Origin of the sequence: Variovorax sp. Root318D1 (assembly GCF_001424835.1) — a bacterium.
Lineage (GTDB): Bacteria > Pseudomonadota > Gammaproteobacteria > Burkholderiales > Burkholderiaceae_C > Variovorax.
Map to the genome: position 1 here is coordinate 34,790 of NZ_LMCQ01000002.1, position 19,805 is coordinate 54,594.

The following is a 19,805-nucleotide window of genomic DNA, read 5'->3' on the forward strand; positions in this document are numbered from 1 at the left end:
TGTCATAGGGTGCGACCCCTAGGCGCACGGGCCTCGCGGCTGAATGGCACATGGCTTGCGTGGTGGCCTGCCCATGAATGAATCCGACACTGCCACGCAGCCCGCCAATGCACCGTGGACCTGTCCGTTTTGTCCCCTGTTGTGCGACACCTTCGGCGTGGACATCGGGCCGCCCGGCACGCCGCTGAAGCTCGTGGGCAGCGATTGCCCGCGTGCGCGCAATGGCCTGGCCCATTTCGACGCCGCGGCCAGTGCGGCGCAGCCGCAAGTCGACGGCCGCGACTGCGATCTCGACACCGCGCTGGCCGCCGCCGCCTCTCTACTGGCCGCCAGCCGCCAGCCCCTGTTCGGCGGCCTTGGCACCGACGTTGCCGGCGCGCGAGCCCTCTATGCGCTGGCTTGCGAAACAGGCGCCATCTGCGACCCGGCACAGGGAAAGGCGCTGATGCATGGCCTGCGCGCATTGCAGGATCGCGGCGGATTCAGCACCACGCTGGCGGAGGTGCGCACGCGCGCCGACTTGATCGTCTGCATGACCGAGGAGCCCACGGCGCACTACCCTGAATTCTTTCGCCGCTGCGGGGCGGGGGAACGCGAAGACCTGGCTATCGAGACCTTGCCCCTGCACGGCGACCTGTTCGACACCGTGGCCCTGTTGGCCGCGCTCGTGGCGGGTCGCGTCCGGTCGGACGACGATCGCGTGCCCGCCGAGCTTGCAGCGTTATCGGCGCGTTTGAAGGCGGCCCGCTATGCGGTGTTGGTGTACGAATCGGCCCGCCTGCCTGCCCAGGGAGCGCTGATCATCGAGGCCATCCAGCGCATCGTCGGCACGCTCAACCGCAGCACGCGCGCAGCCTCGCTGCCGCTGGGCGGTGGCGACGGCGCGTCCACCGTGAACCAGGTATTCGCCTGGCTGTCGGGCCTGCCGCTGCGCTCGCGGGCCGGGCCGCGAGGCCTGGAGCATGAGCCGCTGTGCTTCGACGCAGAGCGCCTGTTGGCGGACGGGGCGGCCGACACGCTGCTGTGGGTGTCGAGCTACGGCCCCGAGCCCGCGGCACCTTCCACGGATGTGCCGCGCATCGTGCTCGGCCATCCGGCCATGCGCTTGCAGCGAGGCGATCGCGTGTTCATTCCCGTGTCGACGCCGGGCATCGGCTCCGGCGGCCATCTGTTCCGCACCGACGGCTCGGTGATGCTGCCGCTGCGGCCGCTGTACGACGACGGGCTGCCGAGCGTCGCCGACGTGGTCCGGCGCCTCACGGATGCGGTCAAGTCGCAGACGAAAGGGCGCGTGCAATGACGACCACGCTTTGCCTGCGCGGCGGCCGCGTCATCGATCCCGCGAACGGTTGCGACGAGGTGCGCGATCTCTACGTGCGCGGTGGCCGCATGGTCGAGCTTGCGCCGAACGAAAGAGCCACCGAAGAGATCGACCTGAGCGGCTGCATCGTGATGGCCGGTGGCATCGACATGCACACCCACATCGGCGGTGGCAAGGTCAACCTCGCGCGCATGCTGTTGCCCGAAGACCATCGCGCCAACGCGAACCCCGTGGCGTTGCCTGACAACGTGCTGGAGCTGGCCTCCTGCGGCACCTGCACGCCCGGCACGCTGGCCACCGGCTACCGCTATGTGGAGATGGGCTACACGGCAGCCTTCGAGCCGGCCATGATGGCCTGCAATGCGCGCCACACGCACATGGAGATGGGCGATACGCCCATCCTCGACCATGGCGCCTACGTGATGCTCGGCAACGACGAGCTGTTCCTGCGCATGCTGGCCGAGCGTTGGGATTTCGAGCGCATTCGCGACTACGCGGGTTGGACCATCAACGCCAGCAAGGCGATGGGCGTGAAGGTGGTGAACCCCGGCGGGATCTCGGCCTTCAAGTTCAACCAGCGCAAGCTCGACGTCGACGAGAACCACGTGCACTGGCAGGTCGCGCCGAGGCAGGTGGTGCATACGCTGGCCCGCGCGCTGCGCGAGTTGGGCGTGCCGCATCCGCTGCACATCCACGGCAGCAACCTGGGCGTGGCCGGCAACATCCAGTCCACGCTCGACACCATCGCCGCACTGGACGGCCTGCCTGGGCACCTCACGCACATCCAGTTCCACGCCTACGGCACCGAGGGCCCGAAGAAGTTTTCTTCGGCCGCACTGCAGCTGGCCGAAGTAGTGAACGCGAACAAGAACGTGAGCATCGACGTGGGCCAGATCATGTTCGGCCAGACCGTCACGGCCTCGGGCGACACCATGCGTCAGCATGCGCAGTCGGGCCTGGCCGATCCGCGCAAATGGATCGGCGCCGACATCGAGTGCGAAGCCGGCTGCGGCGTGGTGCCGTTCCGCTACCGCGAGCAAAGCTACGTGAATGCGCTGCAGTGGGTCATCGGGCTGGAGATATTCCTCCTGGTCGACGATCCATGGCGCGTGGTGCTGACCACCGACCATCCCAACGGCGGTCCGTTCACGAGCTACCCGCATTTGATCCGCCTCTTGATGGACCGCAGCTTTCGCGAGGAACAGCTGGCCAAGCTGCACCCCGAGGTGGCGGCGCAGGCCGCGCTGCGCTCCATCACGCGCGAGCTCTCGCTGTACGAGATTGCCATCATGACGCGCGCCGGCCCTGCGCGCCTGCTTGGCCTGCCCGACCGCGGCCACCTGGGCGCGGGCGCGGCGGCCGACATTGCGGTGTACCGCGAGAACCCTGACCGCGAGGCCATGTTCGCGACCCCCGAATACGTGTTCAAGGACGGTGTGCTGGTGTCGCGCGCGGGGCGCGTCACTGCGGCGCCGGTGGGCGGAACGCACTTCGTTGCGCCGAACTACGATCGCGGCATCGAGCAGCGCTTGCGCCGGCATCTTGCGGCAGAAGGCTCGGTCAACTTCGACCACATTGCAATTGGCCACGACGAGCTGTGCCAGTGCTGCAACGGCGGGCGCCTGCTGCCGGCGGCTTGCTTCTAGGAGGCGTCGTCGTCATGACATCCTCCGTGCAGTGCAACGGCGTCGTCATCGACCAAACCTTCGCCGAAGCCTTTCCCATGAAGGCCACGCGCATCGTCATTACGGCGCACAACATCGAATGGGCGCGCCACGCCGGCGTGTCGGCCACCGGTTTCGCCACCTCGGTGATCGCCTGTGGCTGCGAGGCCGGCATCGAGCGCGAGCTCGGCCCGCATGAAACGCCCGATGGGCGCCCCGGTGTGAGCGTGCTGATTTTTTCCATGTCGGGCAAGGAACTCGGCAAGCAGCTCGAACGCCGCGTCGGCCAATGCGTGCTGACCTGTCCGACCACGGCCGTGTTCGCAGGCCTGCCCAAAGGCGCGGGCAGCGACGTGGCGGCGCTCGGTAAGAACCTGCGCTTCTTCGGTGATGGCTGGCAGATTTCGAAGGTGATCGACGGCGTGCGCTACTGGCGCGTGCCGGTGATGGACGGCGAATTCGTCGCACAGGAAGACACGCCCGTGGTCAAGGCGGTGGGCGGCGGCAACCTGCTGCTGCTGGCGCGCGATACCGATGGCGCGCTGGCCGCCGCCGAAGCCGCAGTGGCGGCGATGAAGCGGCTGCCCAATGTGATCATGCCGTTTCCGGGCGGCGTGGTGCGCTCGGGCTCCAAGGTCGGCAGCCGCTATGCGAACCTGAACGCCTCGACCAACGATGCGTTCTGCCCCAGCCTCGTCGGCCTGGTGCCTCACAGCGAATTGACGCAGGGCGGTACGTCCGCACAGGAGATCGGCTGCGTGATGGAAATCGTGATCGACGGCTTGACCGAGGGCGACGTGGCCGCGGCCATGCGCGTCGGCATGGAGGCGGCCATCGGCATCGGCCCGGCCGGCGGGCTGCTGCGCATTTCGGCCGGCAACTATGGCGGCAAGCTGGGCCCGTTCCACTTCCACTTGCACAAGCTGCTGGGCAATGCGGGAGATGCCTCATGAGCGGATGGCATTTCAGGCTGCGGCAGGCGCCGGCATTGCGTGTCGACTTGCGTGGTGTCACGCCGGCGGCGCTCGCGGAACTCTCGGCCGCCCAGGTCGAGCAGTTGGCCGTTGGCCATGGCAACGAGATGCTCGGATTGGCCGAACTGTTCGATATTTCGCCGGGCGAGGAGGGCGTGCTTCGCTTCGAAGGCAGCCTCGAGCGATTCGACCGCATCGGCTGGCAGATGGAGAGCGGCAGCATCCGCGTCGAAGGCCATGCCGGCCACTACGCGGGCGGCTGCATGCGCGGCGGCGAGTTGCGCATCGAAGGCCATGCCGGCCTCCTGGCCGCCTGCGAAATGGCGGGCGGCAGCATCGACGTGAAGGGCGACGTCGGCGATTTCGCCGCGAGCACCTTGCCCGGCAGCATGGACGGCATGCGTGGCGGCACCTTGGTCGTCCATGGCAATGCGGGCGAGCGCTTCGGCGACCGCATGCGCCGCGGTACCGCCGTTGTCCATGGCGCCGCGGGCGCTTTCCTGGGCTCGCGCATGGTGGCGGGTACGATCGGCGTGGGTGGCAGTGTCGGCGCGCATGCGGGCTTTGGCATGCGCCGCGGCAGCATCGTCTTCGCGGAGGCCGGTGCGGCCTTGCCGGAAGGCATTGGATCGGCGCTGACCTTTGTGCCCAACCGGGCTGCAACGCCGGTGTTCTGGGCGCTTCTGGCGCGAGACCTCGCGCGCCATGGCGGATTGTTCAGCGACCTGCCGGCACGCCGCATCGAACGCCATTTGGGCGATCTTTCGGCGGATGGCAAGGGCGAGCTCATCACGTGCTTATGACTTCCTTCCCAACTTTCAACCTCGAGTGCCTATGACGCATCCTTATCTTTTTCATGCCGGCGAAGCCACCGTGCTCGCGAGGGAAGGCCAGTTCACCGACGCCATGCCGGAGATACTGATTGGCGCGACCGACGGCCCCGTGGGCCAGGCCTTTGCCAACATGATGGCGCAGAGCAAGGGCCATACTGCGATGTTCGCGATTCGCGCCTGCAACCAGCTCGTGCGGCCCGCGACCATCATGGTGCCCAAGGTCACGCTGAAGGACGCGGCCAACATCGACCTGTTCGGCGGCGTGGTGCAGAGCGCCACGGCCGACGCGGTGGTCGATTGCCTGATCGAAGGCATCATTCCGAAGGAACACGCCAATGCGCTGTGCATCATCAGCCTGGTGTGGATCGATCCGCGCTGCGCCAAGGACCAGGATCTGGACAAGAAAGACATGTACCGTACCAACTACGAAGCCACCAAGCTCGCGATCCGCCGTGCGCTCCACAACGAGCCCTCCGTGGAGGAGCTGATTGCCAACCGCCATCGCATCAAGCACGATATGGACGATTGGAGCTGACCGTGCCTTCCTTCGCGCTCCTCGACGACTGCGGTTCGACGCCCGAGCGGCCCACCAGCCGGCTGCACTCGGGCTTCGTGCGCGAGCACCGGTGCACCGACGCAGCCGGCCTCGACGGCGTGTGGGCGCGCGTCGATACCGACCTGCGGCAAGGCTTGCACGCGGTGCTGTTGGCCGACTACGAATGGGGCGCCAAGCTGCTGCACGCGGGCCAGAAGAGGCTCCCGGCCAATGATGCTTCAGCACTGCGCGTGCTGATGTTCCGCGATTGCGAAAGGCTTTCGGCCAATGAGGTCGCGGCCTGGCTCGAAAAGCACGAGGCCGGCGACACGCATGAAGCCGGCCAGCCGCAGCCAGCCGGCGTGATGAACCTGCAGCCCAGCATCGACGAGGCCGCATTCACCGACGCCATCGCGCGCATTCACGGCGCCATTGCGGCGGGCGAGACCTACCAAGTCAACTTCACGTACCGGCTGAACGGGCAAAGCCACGGGTCGCCCGTCGCGCTGTACCGGCGCCTGCGCGAGCGGCAACCTGTGGCCTATGGTGCGCTGATCGCATTGCCGGAAGGCAGCGAAGACAACATCACGCACGTGCTTTCGTGCTCGCCCGAGCTCTTCTTGCGCCACGACGCCGGCGTGCTCACGGCTCGGCCAATGAAGGGCACCGCGGCACGCGCCGTTGCGCCCGAGGGCGACAGCGAGATGGCGCGCCTGCTGTCGGTCGATACCAAGAACCGGGCCGAGAACGTGATGATCGTCGACCTGCTGCGCAACGACATCGGCCGCGTGGCGTGCACGGGCTCGGTCAAGGTGCCCATGCTCTTTGCAGTCGAGCCGTATGCCACGGTGTTTCAGATGACCTCGACCGTGCAGGCGACGCTGCGCCCCGGCGTGGACATGCCCGAGCTGCTGCGCGCGGTGTTCCCCTGTGGATCGATCACCGGTGCACCCAAGCACCGCACGATGGAATGGATCTCCGAATTGGAGAGCACGCCGCGCGGCCTTTATTGCGGGGCCATCGGCTGGATCGAGGCGCCCGCGAAAGGCGCGACCATCGGCGACTTCTGCCTTTCGGTGGCCATTCGCACGCTCACGCTCGGCGCGGAATCACAGGGCGCGAGGCCACTGCGGCTGGGCATCGGCGCCGGCATCGTGCAAGACAGCATCGCGGCCGACGAGTTCGAAGAGTGCCTGCTCAAGGCGCGCTTCCTCACCGCCTTGGACCCCGGCTTCGAGCTGTTCGAAACCATGCTGGCCACGCCGGGCGACGGCATCCGCTACCTGGACCGCCACCTGGGGCGGCTGGCGGGCAGCGCGCGCGTGCTGGGCTTTGAGTTCAATCCCGATGCCGCGATGGAGGCGCTACGGAATGCGTTGCCCACGCTGGCACCCGACCAGCCTTCGCGCCTGCGCCTTTCGCTGGCGTACGACGGGCGCATGGGCATCACGCATTCAGCACTGCCGCCTTTGCCCCCCGGCGCAGTGAAGCTGCTCATTGCCAGTCAACGCTTGCCCAATGCCAACCCACTGGCCGCGCACAAGACCACGGTGCGCCAGCACTACGATGCCGGCGTGCGCACCGCCGAGCGCGCAGGCGCCTTCGACAGCCTGTTCTTCACGGAGGACGGCCGGCTCGTCGAAGGCGGGCGCAGCACGGTGTTCGCGCGCATCGACGGGCGTTGGTGGACGCCGCCTGTTGCCGACGGCGCACTGCCAGGCGTGATGCGCGGCGTACTGATCGAAGACTCCATCTGGGAGGCCGCGGAACGCAGCCTGTCGCTGGAAGACCTTCAGGCGGCGCAGAAGCTGGTGGTGTGCAACGCGCTGCGCGGCGTGCTGCCGGCGCAGCTGCAACTTCCTCAGGTGCCATCCCGGCTGCGGCCGCCGTTGCAGCCGCAGGTCCATGCGGCATCGGCCGCTTGAGGCAGGCGCGCGTTTCGATCCCGGTTCCGCGATGAAGCTCGCGCTGTTCGATCTCGACCACACGCTGATCCCGTTCGACAGCGGCATGGCCTGGACGCGCTTCCTGGTGGCGCGCGGCGTGCTGCCGGCGGATGCCGAGACCGTCTACCTGGGCTACTGCCAGCAGTATGTGGACGGCACGCTCGACATCCGCGAGCTGCATCGCGTCAGCGTCGCGCCACTGGCAGGCTTTGGCATGGCCACGCTTCGGCAATGGGCCGCGGAGTTCGAAGCCGAAGTTACGCCCCGCGTGCCGGACCAGATGCGTGCGCTGGTCAAGAAGCACCAGGACGCGGGCCACCTCTGCGCCATCGTGACCGCCACCACCCGCTTCATCGCCGAGCCCTTCGGCCGCGTGTTCGGCATGGCCGACGTGCTGGCGACGCGCTCGCGAGTGATTGACGGCACGCTCGACGGCGGCATCGACGGTGATCCGTGCTTCGGCGTGCACAAGCTGATGCACGTGAACCAATGGCTGACGTTGCACGGCACGCGCCTCGATGGGCTCGAACGGTCTTGGTTCTATTCCGATTCGACCAGCGACCTGCCGCTGCTGGAGGCGGTGTCTGACCCGGTGGCGGTGGCTCCGGACGAGCGGCTGCGCGCGCATGCGCTGAAAGCCGGCTGGCCAGTTATCGAGCGCAGCTGAGCCGCGAGGCCCGCGCGTCGATGCGCTCGCTAAACCTGGATCAACCCCCAGCGCAACGCCACCCAGGTCAACTCAGCCTGGTTGACCGCGCCCAGTTTCTGCTTCACGCGGTACAGGTGCGAGCCCACCGTGCTGAGCGAGAGGTTCAGCGTGCTCGCAATCTGCGCCACCGTCATGCCGCGCGCAAGCTGGATGAAGACCGAGAACTCGCGCTCGCTGAGCAGGTCGGCCGGGTTGGCCTCGCCTTCGATCTGCGCTGTGGCCAGGGCCTGCGCGGTGGTCGCGTCGATGTAGCGCTCGCCGCGCGCCACGGCCTTCACGGCGGCAATCAGTGCCTCGGGTGCGCTGCGCTTGGCCAAGTAGCCCAGGGCGCCAGCGCGCAGCACGCGGCGGGGATGGATCGTGTCCTCGTGAGCGGACAGTGCCAGCACGCGCGCCTTCGGGTCGTGAGCCAGCAAGCGCCGCAGGGCTTCTAGTCCACCCATGCCGGGCATCGAGAGGTCCATCACCACCAGATCGGGCCGCACCTGCGGATAGTCCTGGCAGGCCTGCTCGCCGGTGTCGGCCTCGGCCGCCACCTCGATCTTCGCATCGGCCAGCAGCATGCGAAAGCCCATGCGCACCAGCGCATGGTCATCGACCAGCATCACTCGAATCGTCTGATCCGCTTGGTTCATGAGTTCTCCGTGGCGGCCGCCGGCAAGGGCAGGCGCACCGTCAATCGGGCGCCGCTGGGTACGGCGGGTTCAAGGCGCAATTCGCCGCCGAGGCTGTCGATGCGCTCGGCGAGCCAACGCAGGCCATAGTGCCCGACGCTGGTTTCCCTTGCGGCTTCAGGGCCGGGAAGGCCGCGGCCGTCGTCGGTGAGCATGAGATTCACCGCGTGTTCGTCGCCCTCCAGCGCCAGCACAATCCGGTGCGCCTCGCCATGCCGCAGCGCGTTGGTGATGCCTTCCTGCGCAGCGCGGTACAAGACCAGCGCCGTGTCGGTGTCCAGCCGGAGGCGATCGAGTTCGATGCCGAGGCGCCATTCGAGCTCCACGCCGCCGTGGCTGTTGCGCGTGCGCTCGACCAGGTCTTCGAGCGCGGCCACCAGCCCGAACTTGTCGAGCACCAGCGGTGTCAGGCGCGGGATCATGCCGTGCATGGCGGTGTAAAGGCGTGCCGATTCCTCGGCGATCAGCCGCGCCGCCTGCTCCGCCTGCGGATCGAGCGACTGCACGCGCTGCGCGATCGACAACGCCATGCTGCGCATCGCGGTGACCGATTGGCCCAACTCGTCGTGCAGCTCGCGTGCGATGAGGCGGCGTTCCTGCTCGATCTTCTGGTCGACCCAGCGGCCCAGCTCGCGGCTTTCGGAAAGGCGGCTTTCGGCCCGCACCGCGCGCCGCTCGGTCTCGATGTGCTGCTGCAGCATGCCGACCATGCGGTTGAAAGCGGCGCCGATGGCCGCGGCCTCGGTACCGGGCAGGGTGCGCAGTGCCACGTCGAAGCGCCCGCTCTCGAGCTGGTTGAGCGCGTCGACGATGTCGGCGAACGGGCGCGTCGCGCGGCCCACGAGCCAGAACACGCCCGCGTTGACCACCGCCAGGAGGCCGAGCGCGCTCAGCATCAGCAATGCGAAGTCGTCCCAGGCATCGAGCACGGCACGCGACGCGTTGGAATTCACCATCAGTTTGCCGCCCGGAAAGGCGATGGACAGCTTCGAGGGTGGCGGCGAGACCAAGCCTGCGAACCAGTCGGGCGCGTCGCGGCCGGCCTTGTAGACCGAGGTCGGCGAGCTGTACAGCACCTTGTCGTCGTTGTCGAGCAGCGTGATGTCGTTGGAGCGCACGCGCCCCACGCCCTGCAGGAACGACAGCATCGCCGGCGTGCCCTGGGCCGCATAGAGCCATGCGGTGCGGTTCAGCAGCTGCGCAGCCACGCGATTGGCCGCCACGACTTCCTCGTGTACCGATTCGCGCATGGCGCGTAGCTGCAGTGCGAGCATGGCCGTGACGAACAGCAGGGTCAGCAGGCTGACGATGAGGTTGATCTTCAGGCGTAGCGTCATGACGCGGATCCGTCGCCGAAGTGGCCGTGCCGCGCGTAGCGGTCGAGCGCGGCAACCATCGCGGAGGCCATGGCCGGATGCGAGGGGTCGTGTCCTGCGCCGTCGATCCAACGCAGTTGGCTGTGCGGGATGCGATCGTGCACCGCCTGTGCGCCTTCGGGGCGGCAGATGCGATCGTCGCGCGAATGCAGCAGCAGGGTAGGCACCAGCGGCAGCGCGCCGAGGCGGTCGAGCAGCGGGGGCGCGTCTAGCCAGCAGCGGTGCTGAAGGTAGTGGCTTTGCACGCGATAGCGGTCGACCAGCGCGTCGAGCGTGGCGCGGTCGGGTTCGATGGGCGTAGGCTCTTCGTTTCGTAGGGCTGTGCCGCGCGCCAGTGTCTGTTCCCAGCGCCACCAGGCCAGGGCAAGGCGCCGCGGCAGATCGCCGGACGACGCGTTCAGCAGCCCGCGAGCGAGGAAACCGAGCATGTCGTGGCGCTGATCGGCCGGCGCCACGGACGCGAAACGCGCCCATGCGGCCGGCGCGCGGGCATCCGTGTCCTGGAAGAAAGCCTCGATGTCTTCGGCCCGCGGCAGAAACACCGCACGCAGCAGCAGGGCGGCCACCGCCTGCGGTTCAAACAGCGCGTGCGCGAGCGCCAGCGTCGCACCCCACGAGCCGCCGGCCACGAGCCAGTGCGGCACTTCGAGCTGATCGCGCACGTGCCGCAGATCGTCCAGAAGATCGGCCGTGCGGTTGTGCGCCGTCGCACCGCGCGGGCGGCTCCGGCCGGCGCCGCGCTGGTCGATGGCGATCACGCGATATCGCGCCGGATCGAAGAAGCGGCGCAGCAGCGGCGAGCTGCCCGATCCGGGCCCGCCATGCAGCACCACGGCGCAGATGCCCGCCGGATCACCACTTTCTTCTACATGCAGCACGTGGCCGTGCGACACGGCCAATGCATGGGTTCGCCAGGGTGGAGATTCGGGGTACAGGCCGGTAGGAAGCACGGGGGCCATGGTACGCGGTGACCCCACGGCCGCTATTCATGAAAATCATGAAGTGCCATTCATGATTTCACGGCTAGGTCGCGAGGGTCCATGGGTTCAATATGCGTCCTGGAGCACACGAAGTTCCCGCAGTCGCCAGGTGGCGCTGTGCAACCTCTGCAGGAGACACTACATGAAATGGGAAACCCCGACGGCAACTGATCTTCGCTTCGGCTTCGAGATCACGATGTACGTCAGCGCACGCTGAATTGCGCGCCTCGTCACAACCCGTCCCGTCAATCGCGGGGCGGGTTGTTTCGAACCTCTTTCTTCTTTTTTTTCCCCCTCGATGCGCATCACCGTATTGGGCTCCGCCGCCGGCGGCGGCTTTCCGCAATGGAACTGCAACTGCCCCAATTGCGCCGGTGTGCGCGCGGGCACGGTGCGCGCCAAGGCGCGCACCCAGTCCTCGATCTTCGTGCGGCCCGACGACAGCACCGACGGCGTGCTGTTCAACGCCTCGCCCGACATCCTGGAGCAGATCCGCAGCAGCCCGGTGCTGCAGCCGGCCCGCAAGATGCGCGACACCGCGATTGCCGGCGTGGTGCTGATCGACGGACAGATCGACCATGCCACCGGCCTCTTCATGCTGCGCGAGCGCGGCACGCCGCTCCCGCTGTGGTGCACCGACCCGGTCGCTGAAGACTTGAGTCAGGGTAATCCCGTGCTGCGCGTGCTCTCGCACTATTGCGGCGTGGCGCGGCAACCGATTGCGCTCGACGGCAGCGCCTTCGAGGTGCCCGGCGTGCCCGACCTGAGCTTTCGCGCGATGGCGCTGACCGGCAAGGCCGCGCCGTATTCGCCGCACCGCGAACAGCAGGTGGAGGGCGACAACATCGGCGTGACCATCTTCGACCGCAAGAGCGGCAAGAGCCTGTTCTACGCGCCGGGCCTCGGCGCCATCACGCCGCCCGTGTTCGATGCCATGGCCAGCGCCGATGCGGTGATGGTCGACGGCACCTTCTGGACCGACGACGAGATGGTGCGCCTCGGCGTCAGCGGCAAGCATGCTCGGGAGATCGGCCATCTGCCGCAGTCGGGCAAGGGCGGAATGATCGAGTGGTTGTCCCGGTTGCCGCCGACCACCAAGCGGCGCATGCTGATCCATATCAACAACACCAACCCCATCCTCGACGAAGATTCCGAAGAGCACGCGGCGCTCAGGCGCGCAGGCATCGAACCGTGCGAAGACGGAATGACCATTCAACTCTGATTCAAAGCGCCTCAACGCGACACGCGACACCATGCACGCCGACAGAATCCAGGACCCATTTCGCGCGGCCGCGGGCAGCGACAAATCCGCGCCGGCATGGAGCCGCGAAGAATTCGAAGCCAAGCTGCGCGAGCGCGGCCGCAGCTATCACATCCACCATCCGTTCAACGTCATGCTCAACAGCGGCCGGGCCACGCCCGAGCAGATCCGCGGCTGGGTGGCGAACCGCTTCTATTACCAGATCGCGATTCCGATCAAGGACGGCGCGGTGATCTCGAACTGCCCCGACCCTGCGGTGCGGCGCGGCTGGGTGCAGCGCATCCTCGACCACGACGGCTTCGAGCTCGGCGGAATCAAGGACGAAGGCGGTATCGAAGCGTGGCTGCGCCTGGCCGAGGCCGTGGGCCTTGCGCGCGAAGAAGTGCTCGACCTGCGCCACGTGGTGCCGGCCATGCGTTTCGCGGTCGATGCCTACGTGAACTTTGCGCGCCGTGCGCCGTGGCAGGAGGCGGTGTGCTCATCGCTCACGGAACTCTTCGCGCCCGAGATTCACAAGCAGCGCCTGGCCACTTGGCCGGAGCACTACGGCTGGATCGAGCCGGGCGGCCTGACCTACTTTCGCAACCGCGTGAGCCAGGCCAGGCGCGACGTGGAGCAGGGCCTGGCCATCACGCTCGACCACTTCGACACCCGCGCGCTGCAGGAGCGCGCGCTGGAGGTGCTGCAGTTCAAGCTCGACATCCTCTGGGCCATGAACGATGCGATGGCCACGCGCTACGGCGTGGGCGGCGCATGACAGCGAGCAAGACCATGCTGACCGCCGAGAGCAAACCTCGCGTCGGCCCCGGCTTTCGCCTGCAATGGGAGCCGGCGCAGGAATGCCATGTGCTGCTTTATCCCGAGGGCATGGTGCGGCTCAACGGCAGTGCGGGCGAGATCATGAAGCGCTGCGACGGCGAACGCAGCATCGCGGCCATCGTGGCCGACCTGGAACAAGCCTTCGACACCACCGGGCTCGAACCCGAGGTGCGCGGCTTCGTCGAAATGGCGGCGCAGCAGAACTGGCTGCGCTGGGATCCCCAATGACGAATGTGGCACCTCGCCCCGGACCGCCGCTCTGGCTGCTGGCCGAGCTTACCTACCGCTGTCCGCTGCATTGCGTGTTCTGCTTCAACCCGGTCGACTTCGCCCGGCAGGAGGACGAGCTCGGCACCGAGGACTGGTTGCGCGTGCTGCGCGAGGGCCGCGAGCTCGGCGCGGTGCAATGCGGCCTCTCGGGCGGCGAGCCGCTCTTGCGCGACGATCTCGAAGTCATCATCGCCGAGGCCGCGCGGCTGGGCTACTACACCAACCTGCTGACCTCCGGCGTCGGCCTCACGGCGCAGCGCGCCGCCGCGCTCAAGGCCGCGGGCCTGGACCACGTTCAGCTGTCGTTCCAGGACTCCACGCGCGAGATGAACGACTTTCTCTCGCACACCAAGACCTTCGAATTGAAGAACCGGGTCGCGAAGATCATCAAGGACCAGGGCTGGCCGATGGTGCTGAACGTGGTGATCCATCGCATGAACATCGACCACATCGACCGCATCATCGAGATGGCGCACGAGATGGGCGCCGAGTACCTCGAGTTGGCCAACACGCAGTACTACTCGTGGGCCTTCGTCAACCGCGACCAACTGCTGCCCACGCACGAGCAGCTTCGCCACGCCGAGGAGGTGACCGACGCCTGGCGCAAGCGGCTCGGCGAGCGCATGCGCATCTTCTTCGTGGCGCCCGACTATCACGAGGGCAAGGCCAAGAAATGCGTCAACGGCTGGGGCAGCATGTTCCTCACCGTGGCGCCCGACGGCACCGCGCTGCCTTGCCACACCGCCAAGATGCTGCCCGGCCTCGAGTTTCCGAACGTGAAGGCGCACAGCCTGCGCGATATCTGGTTCGACTCGGAAGGCTTCAACCGCTACCGCGGCACCGGCTGGATGAAGGAGCCCTGCGCGAGCTGCGATCAGCGCGAGCAGGACCTGGGCGGCTGCCGCTGCCAGGCGTACCTGCTGGCGCAGGATGCGGCCGCCGCCGACCCGGTGTGCGTCAAGAGCCCCGATCACCATCGCGTGGTGGAGGCGGTGGAGCGTGCGGCCGCGCGGGATCCGGCGGCGCCCACCGAGCATCCGCTGGTGTTTCGCGATCCGGCCAATTCGCGGCGGCTCTCGGCCGCACTCGTCACGCCGGACGCGTGAGTCCGCGCGGCGGCACGCTGTCGATTGCTTTCTTTTCGCGCTTCGCCGGCTGCCGCTCGCGCAGCCAGCCCAGATCCGGCGCGAACCGCCACACCAGCAGCAGCAGCGCCAGCAGCGCGGGGATCCATCGCAGGTCGGTGTCCGTCGGCACCTGTTGCGCGTAGCGGCTGTCGAGCATCGCCGTCATCAGCGCATCGGGCTTGTTCAGGCGCCGGTAGTTCACACCCACCAGTTCGGCCAGCGAGCGCAGGTGGTCTTGCCTGAGCTCTGAAAGATGCTCGTGGTTGAGCGTGCCGCCCATGGCCGAGCCTTGCACCACCTCGTCGGCACGCCAGTAGCCCGCGGGCTCGCCGTTGCTGCCGGTTTTGGGAATGGGCACCGGCACGTCGCCACCCACGCCGATTAGCCAGCCCTTCACGTCGCCGGGCTTGATGTCGGTCATCGGCGGCGTCTCGTTGATGCGCAGCGGCGGCGATTCCTGGCCGTCGCTGATGAAGACGAAGCCGGTGTCCGGCCCGATGCTGCGGGCTCCGCGCACCGCCCAGGTCACGCCCTTGCTCACGTTGCTGGCGTTGGCCCAGCGCATGCGGCCGTCGATGCGCTCGAGCGAGGCCAGCAGTTCTTCATAGTGGCTGCAAACCTCGACCGGCGTAAGGATCACCACCGAGCGGTAGTCCGCAAAAATGCTCCAGCCCACCTTGGAGCCGCAGGGCAGCGCACCCAACACGTCGCGCATGGCCGCGCGCGCCAAGGTCAGCCGGCTCACCGCCGTATGGTTCAGTTCGACATCCTCGACGTTCATGCTTTGCGTGATGTCGAAGCTCACCTGCCAGTTGAACACCGGGCGTTGCAACTGCACGCGCGGAGGCCAGACGGCGAACGCCAGCAGGAGCACGGCCAGCAGCAGAGGTCCGTTGCCCGTGCTGCCGCCGAAGCGCCTTGCAGCCGAAAGCCACCGCCGCGCGGGAGACGATGGCGTCACGGCAGATCTCCCGCAACGAAGCCCGGAACCCGGACCCGGCGCTGCTCGTGCGCGGGCTGCTGCTCGGCGGAGAAAGCCTCGTGATCTTCGGGTGCGAGCCGCAGCGCGCGCTCCAGGTTGTAGCGGGCGTCCCAGTCCTGCGGCGAGGCGCGCAGCAGGTCGCGCAGCCGCTGCTTGCCCAGTTCGAACAGGGGCAATGCGCCGGCCTCTTGCGCCATGCCCTGGCGCAGGTACATGTTGCCCAGGTTGAACAGCGCCTGCTGCGCGATAGGGTCGCGTTCCCCGGCCTGGATCAGCGCCGCGTATCCCTTGAGCGCCGCATCGTGCGCGCCGGCTTTAGACAGCGCCAGCGCCTGCGCCAGTTGCAGCTCGCGCGGCGCGGAAACGGGCGCGGGCGAGGCATCCTTGGCGATCGGCGCGGTGGCGATGCGCGCGATCTCCGTGTTCAGGCCTTGCGTGCGCTGCAGGCGCAGCCCGCGCTCCAGCGCTACGCCGGCGCAGCACAGGCTAATGACGCCAAAGACCAGGTGAACCGTCCGTCGTTTCATGCGTTTTTCCGCCAGCTTTGCAGTTGCACCGCGCGGCAGGCGAGCAGGCCCGCGCAGCACAGCATGGCCGCCAAATAGAACGCGGCGCCGTGGTCACGCCGTGGCACCCGCTCATGAATGGTCAGCGGAAAATTCTGCTGCTTGTCGATCTCTGCCATGGCCGCCGCCATCGCATTGGAATCGTCCACCTGATAGAGCCTGTAAGGCGTGGCGAGCGTCTTGAAGAACTGGTGCAGCGCAAGTTCCTCGCCGAGGCCGTAGGCCGATACCGTCTCGGTGTTGAGATTGGGCGAGTTCGGGCCGCTGCGCACGTAGATCCAGTACAGCCCGATCTTCTCGCGTGCAAGGCCCGCATGAACGCGCTGGCGCGTCGCTTCGTCGAGCTGGGCGCCGCCGTCCGAGACGATCAGGATCACGCGGCTTCCCGAATAGCTGCGGCCTTCGAACTCCTCGATGGCGGCCAGCAGCGCGGTGCCCATGCGGGTCTCGGGAAGGCCGCGGCCGATGGCGGTGGCAGCCAGCGCGGCCTGCACCGTGTCCGTCTTCTGCGTGAAAGGCACGGCCACGACCGGCACCGTGCTGAAGGTCATGAAGGCGAAACGGTTGTCGGGCCGCTTGGCGACGAATTCGCTCAGCAGGTCACGCACGACCTTGGCCTTGGGTTCCTGCGACATGCGGCCCGCCGTCTGCAGGCCGTTGGTGTGGACCGTCGCGTCCATGCTGCTGCTGCGGTCCATGAGAATGAGCACCTCCGCGCCGCGGCCGGGTCGCTCGACCACGGCGCCCGATTGCCCCGGTCCCGCAAGACCGAGCACCGTGAACGCCATGGCGCCCGCCGCAAAGGCGCGCCACAGAAAACCCACCAGGCGGCCGACCCGATCGGCTGGCAGCCACGCCAGGTACGAGAAGCCGAGCGTGTCGCTGCGCCTGCGCAGCAGCGGCAACAGCGCGAGCGGCAGCAGCATGAGCATCCAGGGCTGGGCAAGATCGAAGCGCATCGTTCGCGTCCCGTGTCAGTGCCTGTGGCGCTTTTCCGCATTGCAGAGGGCACGGCACAGCGGCTTGAGCGGGTAGGCGGCGTGCAGCTGGGCCGATGCAGCAGCACTCTCGGCAAAGAAGAAGCGGCGCGTCGACTCGCGGTAGAAATCTTCCAGGCGCGGTTGCAGCGGTCGCAGGTAGGGTGCCTCGGCCAGCAGCTGCGGCAGGCTGGCGCCGTGCACGACGCGGCCGGCGCTCTTGTTCAACGCGCGATGCACCACGCGCCATGCCTCAGGGCTCGAGGGATCGTCGAGACCCTTCAGCTGGCGCCAGGCATTGGCGAACGGAAGCTGCTGCGCTTCACGCCGGTTGCGCCATGCCCACCAGCCGAGCCAACCCGCGAACACGGCCAAGAGCGCAAGCATTGAGAGCTTCAGCTGCTGCTCCACCGCAAAGGTGGAGATCGGCGCAACCGGACGGTCCGGGCGCAGCGCTTGCAGATCGCCTTCGGCGAGCACGTCGAGCGGCGTCAGCGGCCCGATGCTGATCGGCCATGCAGGCAGCGCCAGTGCCGGGCCCGATGCGGTCGCGATGCTGAGCGCCGGCAGCGAGATGGCGGTCAGCGCGCGTGGGGCGTTGACCACCTGGTAGTCGATGGCCAACCAGCGCCGCCCCTCGGCATCGGTCTCGATGCGTGACGGCCTGCGTTCCAGCCAGAGATCGATGCGCGCGGTGCTGGGCAACGCGCCCGGCTGCAACGGCTGGCCGGCCTCTTCGAGCAGTACGCGCTGCGTGAGCACGTCGCCGATCACGTGGCCGAATGCGCGCGGCTGCTCGACGGTGGCCGCACCTGCCGCGCCCGCTGTCATGGCGAGCACCAGCAGCGCGGCATGGACCCGGTTCATGCCGTCGTCTCCATGAAGTAGCGCGTGAGCGCCTCGGCGTCGAAACGGCCATGCATATGAAAGGGTGGCATGCCGTGCGCGTTGAAGAGGGCGGTGAGTTCGCTTCGCCGTTTTGCGACTGCATCGCGCCACCGCGTGCGCAGCGATTCGCGCATCCAGAGGCTGCGCCGCACACCGGTTTCGGCATCGCTCAGGGCGACGAGTGCGCGCGCATCCGGCGGCTCGGTCTCGGCCGGGTCCCAGACCACCAGCGGAACCACGCAGGCCGGCGCGAGCTGTTCGAGCAGTTCACCGAGCGCGGCAGTCGGCCAGTGAAAGTCGGACGCCAGGAACACCAGCCCGCCGCGGCCGACGATGCGTTCGGTCGCGCGGCGCAAACCTGCCAGCGCGCTGCCGTCAGTGAGGGGGGCGCCAGGCGTTGCGCTGCAGTCGCGCAGCATCCGCGCCATCAGGCTGCCGTTGCCGCGGCTATGGCGCGCCGGCACAAAGAGGTCTTCGCGTTCGCGCTGGTCGAAGGCCAGCAGGCCGACGGTGTCGCCGGCGCGAAACGCGCTGTAGCCCAGCGCCTCGACCAGGTCGGCCACCACGTCGAGCTTGCGCCGCTCGGCACCGAAATGCATCGAGGCCGACACGTCCACCACCACGTGCACGGGAATGGCCACGCGCAGCCGGTGGATGCGCACCAGCCAGTCGCCGCGGCCGTCGCGCACGCTGGCACGCAGGTCGATGCGCCGCGGATCGGGATGGTCGAACAAGCGCCGGTGCGCGGCAAATTCCTGTCCGCTGCCCTGGCTCAGCCCGCGCTGCGCACCCGGGCGCCAGCCGCCGAAACGGCGCGGCAGCTGGTAATGGAATTCGTCGACGCGCTCCATGGCCGGCTCGGTGTTTCGGGGCGCGGTCAGGGTGCCGCGATCTTGTCCATGATCTGCGTCACCAGCGCTTCCGACAACTCCGCGCGGCGAAGCTCGTACACCGGCGTGAAGAACACGCGATGCCCGAGCACCGAGGGGAGCACCGCCGCAAGATCAGCCGGCTCCAGGTGCGAGCGCCCCTCGAGCCAGGCGACCGTGCGCGCGGCGCGCAGCAGTGCGCTCATGCCACGCGGGCTGGCGCCGGCAAGGATCAGGCGGTCCATGTCTACGTTGTCCAGCCGAATGCCGAACTTCTGCGGTGTCTCGGTGGCTTCCCACACGTCGAGCACATAGCGCTCGATGGTCTCGCTGGCGCGCACGCTGCGCTGCACCTGTGCACCGATGGCGTTGAGCCGGTCCCAGGGCAGGATGGCCGGCGCCACCTTGTCGATCAGGCTTTCGGTGTCGTGGTAAGCGGTGTCGAACACCAGCGACTGGCGAATGCCGCGGTCGCTCGGTTTGGGCATGTTCAGCTCGAACATGAAGCGGTCGCGCGCCGCGGAGGCCAGTTCGAAAGTTTCTTCGCGCTCGACCTTGTTGCGGTCGGCAAACACCGTCATGTGCGGAAAGCTGTACTCGCGGTCGAACGCCGAGACCGTGCGCTCGGCCATGGCGCGCAGCAACAGCGATTGCACCTGCGGCCGGGCCCGGTTGATCTCGTTGAAGAAGAAGGTGACCAGCCGCTCGCCATGGCGCAGCAGGGGCCCCGGGTCGATGCGCGGCCGGCCTTGCGCGTCGACGTAGGTGTGATAGACCAGATCGCCCGGCATCAGGTCGACAGTGCCCTCGACCCGCTCGAAGTCGCCACCGATGGCGCGCGAGAAGGCGCGCAGCACCGTGGTCTTGCCGACCCCCACGTCGCCTTCGAGCAGCACGTGGCCGCGCGCGAACAGCGCCACGTTGATGAGCCGGATCGTCTCGGCCTGCCCGATGATTGCCTTTGCGACTTCGCTTTCGACGCGCAATGCGAGGCGGCGCCAGTCTTCGAGTTGTTCTTCGTTGCCCATGGTGTT

The 19,805-nt window shown here is 67.8% G+C and carries 21 protein-coding genes; 12 read left to right on the plus strand and 9 right to left on the minus strand.

Translation table 11 applies throughout. The features are described from left to right. Positions 1-73 precede the first annotated feature (73 nt). Genes ASC78_RS02775 through ASC78_RS02805 form a run of 7 tightly spaced genes read left to right on the plus strand, consistent with a single transcriptional unit; the run spans position 74 to position 7,940 of the window. Positions 74-1,300, plus strand: coding sequence for a hypothetical protein (locus tag ASC78_RS02775; protein WP_055796061.1), 1,227 nt, complete (start codon positions 74-76; stop codon positions 1,298-1,300). Continuing rightward, positions 1,297-2,967 (plus strand): formylmethanofuran dehydrogenase subunit A, encoded by a 1,671-nt coding sequence (locus tag ASC78_RS02780; protein ID WP_055796063.1) that lies wholly within the window; start codon positions 1,297-1,299, stop codon positions 2,965-2,967. The genes ASC78_RS02775 and ASC78_RS02780 overlap by 4 nt, the downstream gene beginning before the upstream one ends. 14 nt (positions 2,968-2,981) lie before the next feature. Beyond that, positions 2,982-3,938, plus strand: coding sequence for a formylmethanofuran--tetrahydromethanopterin N-formyltransferase (gene fhcD, locus ASC78_RS02785; RefSeq protein WP_055796065.1), 957 nt, complete (start codon positions 2,982-2,984; stop codon positions 3,936-3,938). Further along, positions 3,935-4,762, plus strand: a complete 828-nt coding sequence (locus ASC78_RS02790; RefSeq protein WP_055796067.1) for a formylmethanofuran dehydrogenase subunit C — start codon at positions 3,935-3,937, stop codon at positions 4,760-4,762. The genes fhcD and ASC78_RS02790 overlap by 4 nt, the downstream gene beginning before the upstream one ends. A gap of 31 nt (positions 4,763-4,793) precedes the next feature. After that, positions 4,794-5,327, plus strand: coding sequence for a formaldehyde-activating enzyme (gene fae, locus ASC78_RS02795; RefSeq protein WP_055796069.1), 534 nt, complete (start codon positions 4,794-4,796; stop codon positions 5,325-5,327). Positions 5,328-5,329: 2 nt separating this feature from the next. Then, a complete protein-coding gene (pabB, locus tag ASC78_RS02800) occupies positions 5,330-7,252 on the plus strand; it encodes an aminodeoxychorismate synthase component I (protein WP_055796471.1) in 1,923 nt (640 codons plus the stop codon). Positions 7,253-7,283: 31 nt separating this feature from the next. Continuing rightward, complete coding sequence (locus tag ASC78_RS02805) at positions 7,284-7,940, plus strand: HAD family hydrolase (protein ID WP_055796474.1); 657 nt, start codon at positions 7,284-7,286, stop codon at positions 7,938-7,940. A 29-nt stretch (positions 7,941-7,969) separates the two neighbouring features. Here the strand turns inward: ASC78_RS02805 and ASC78_RS02810 are convergent, their stop codons facing one another. The 3 genes from ASC78_RS02810 to ASC78_RS02820 are packed head-to-tail and all read right to left on the minus strand — an operon-like array spanning position 7,970 to position 10,991. Continuing rightward, positions 7,970-8,617, minus strand: a complete 648-nt coding sequence (locus ASC78_RS02810) for a response regulator (RefSeq protein WP_055796070.1) — start codon at positions 8,615-8,617, stop codon at positions 7,970-7,972. Further along, a complete protein-coding gene (locus ASC78_RS02815) occupies positions 8,614-9,993 on the minus strand; it encodes a histidine kinase (protein WP_055796073.1) in 1,380 nt (459 codons plus the stop codon). The genes ASC78_RS02810 and ASC78_RS02815 overlap by 4 nt, the downstream gene beginning before the upstream one ends. Then, on the minus strand, positions 9,990-10,991 hold the full coding sequence (locus tag ASC78_RS02820) for an alpha/beta fold hydrolase (protein ID WP_235504971.1): 1,002 nt from the start codon (positions 10,989-10,991) through the stop codon (positions 9,990-9,992). Before ASC78_RS02820 ends, ASC78_RS02815 begins: the two co-directional genes overlap by 4 nt. Before the next feature lie 163 nt (positions 10,992-11,154). Between ASC78_RS02820 and pqqA the strand changes: the two genes are divergently transcribed. The 5 genes from pqqA to pqqE all read left to right on the plus strand — a co-directional run bounded on the left by pqqA (position 11,155) and on the right by pqqE (position 14,468). After that, entirely contained in the window at positions 11,155-11,229 is a 75-nt protein-coding gene (gene pqqA / locus ASC78_RS26830) for a pyrroloquinoline quinone precursor peptide PqqA (protein ID WP_010100094.1), read from the plus strand. Positions 11,230-11,310: 81 nt separating this feature from the next. Continuing rightward, the gene (gene pqqB, locus ASC78_RS02825) at positions 11,311-12,234 is read left to right on the plus strand and encodes a pyrroloquinoline quinone biosynthesis protein PqqB (protein ID WP_055796076.1); all 924 of its coding nucleotides are present in this window, start codon (positions 11,311-11,313) and stop codon (positions 12,232-12,234) included. A 31-nt stretch (positions 12,235-12,265) separates the two neighbouring features. Then, positions 12,266-13,030, plus strand: coding sequence for a pyrroloquinoline-quinone synthase PqqC (gene pqqC, locus ASC78_RS02830; protein ID WP_055796079.1), 765 nt, complete (start codon positions 12,266-12,268; stop codon positions 13,028-13,030). Beyond that, positions 13,027-13,320, plus strand: a complete 294-nt coding sequence (gene pqqD / locus ASC78_RS02835) for a pyrroloquinoline quinone biosynthesis peptide chaperone PqqD (protein ID WP_055796082.1) — start codon at positions 13,027-13,029, stop codon at positions 13,318-13,320. Before pqqC ends, pqqD begins: the two co-directional genes overlap by 4 nt. Beyond that, complete coding sequence (gene pqqE / locus ASC78_RS02840; protein WP_157634371.1) at positions 13,317-14,468, plus strand: pyrroloquinoline quinone biosynthesis protein PqqE; 1,152 nt, start codon at positions 13,317-13,319, stop codon at positions 14,466-14,468. Before pqqD ends, pqqE begins: the two co-directional genes overlap by 4 nt. Here the strand turns inward: pqqE and ASC78_RS02845 are convergent. The 6 genes from ASC78_RS02845 to ASC78_RS02870 are packed head-to-tail and all read right to left on the minus strand — an operon-like array spanning position 14,452 to position 19,799. Continuing rightward, positions 14,452-15,450, minus strand: coding sequence for a VWA domain-containing protein (locus ASC78_RS02845; RefSeq protein WP_055796083.1), 999 nt, complete (start codon positions 15,448-15,450; stop codon positions 14,452-14,454). The genes pqqE and ASC78_RS02845 overlap by 17 nt on opposite strands. Continuing rightward, complete coding sequence (locus ASC78_RS02850; protein ID WP_055796085.1) at positions 15,447-15,998, minus strand: hypothetical protein; 552 nt, start codon at positions 15,996-15,998, stop codon at positions 15,447-15,449. Before ASC78_RS02850 ends, ASC78_RS02845 begins: the two co-directional genes overlap by 4 nt. Continuing rightward, positions 15,995-16,996 carry a vWA domain-containing protein gene (locus ASC78_RS02855; protein ID WP_055796087.1) on the minus strand — a complete coding sequence of 334 codons (1,002 nt, stop codon included), beginning with the start codon at positions 16,994-16,996 and terminating at the stop codon, positions 15,995-15,997. The genes ASC78_RS02850 and ASC78_RS02855 overlap by 4 nt, the downstream gene beginning before the upstream one ends. A 15-nt stretch (positions 16,997-17,011) precedes the next feature. After that, entirely contained in the window at positions 17,012-17,881 is an 870-nt protein-coding gene (locus ASC78_RS02860; RefSeq protein WP_055796089.1) for a hypothetical protein, read from the minus strand. Next, complete coding sequence (locus tag ASC78_RS02865) at positions 17,878-18,753, minus strand: DUF58 domain-containing protein (RefSeq protein WP_055796091.1); 876 nt, start codon at positions 18,751-18,753, stop codon at positions 17,878-17,880. The genes ASC78_RS02860 and ASC78_RS02865 overlap by 4 nt, the downstream gene beginning before the upstream one ends. A 26-nt stretch (positions 18,754-18,779) precedes the next feature. Then, the gene (locus ASC78_RS02870; protein WP_055796095.1) at positions 18,780-19,799 is read right to left on the minus strand and encodes an AAA family ATPase; all 1,020 of its coding nucleotides are present in this window, start codon (positions 19,797-19,799) and stop codon (positions 18,780-18,782) included. Positions 19,800-19,805: the final 6 nt, after the last annotated feature.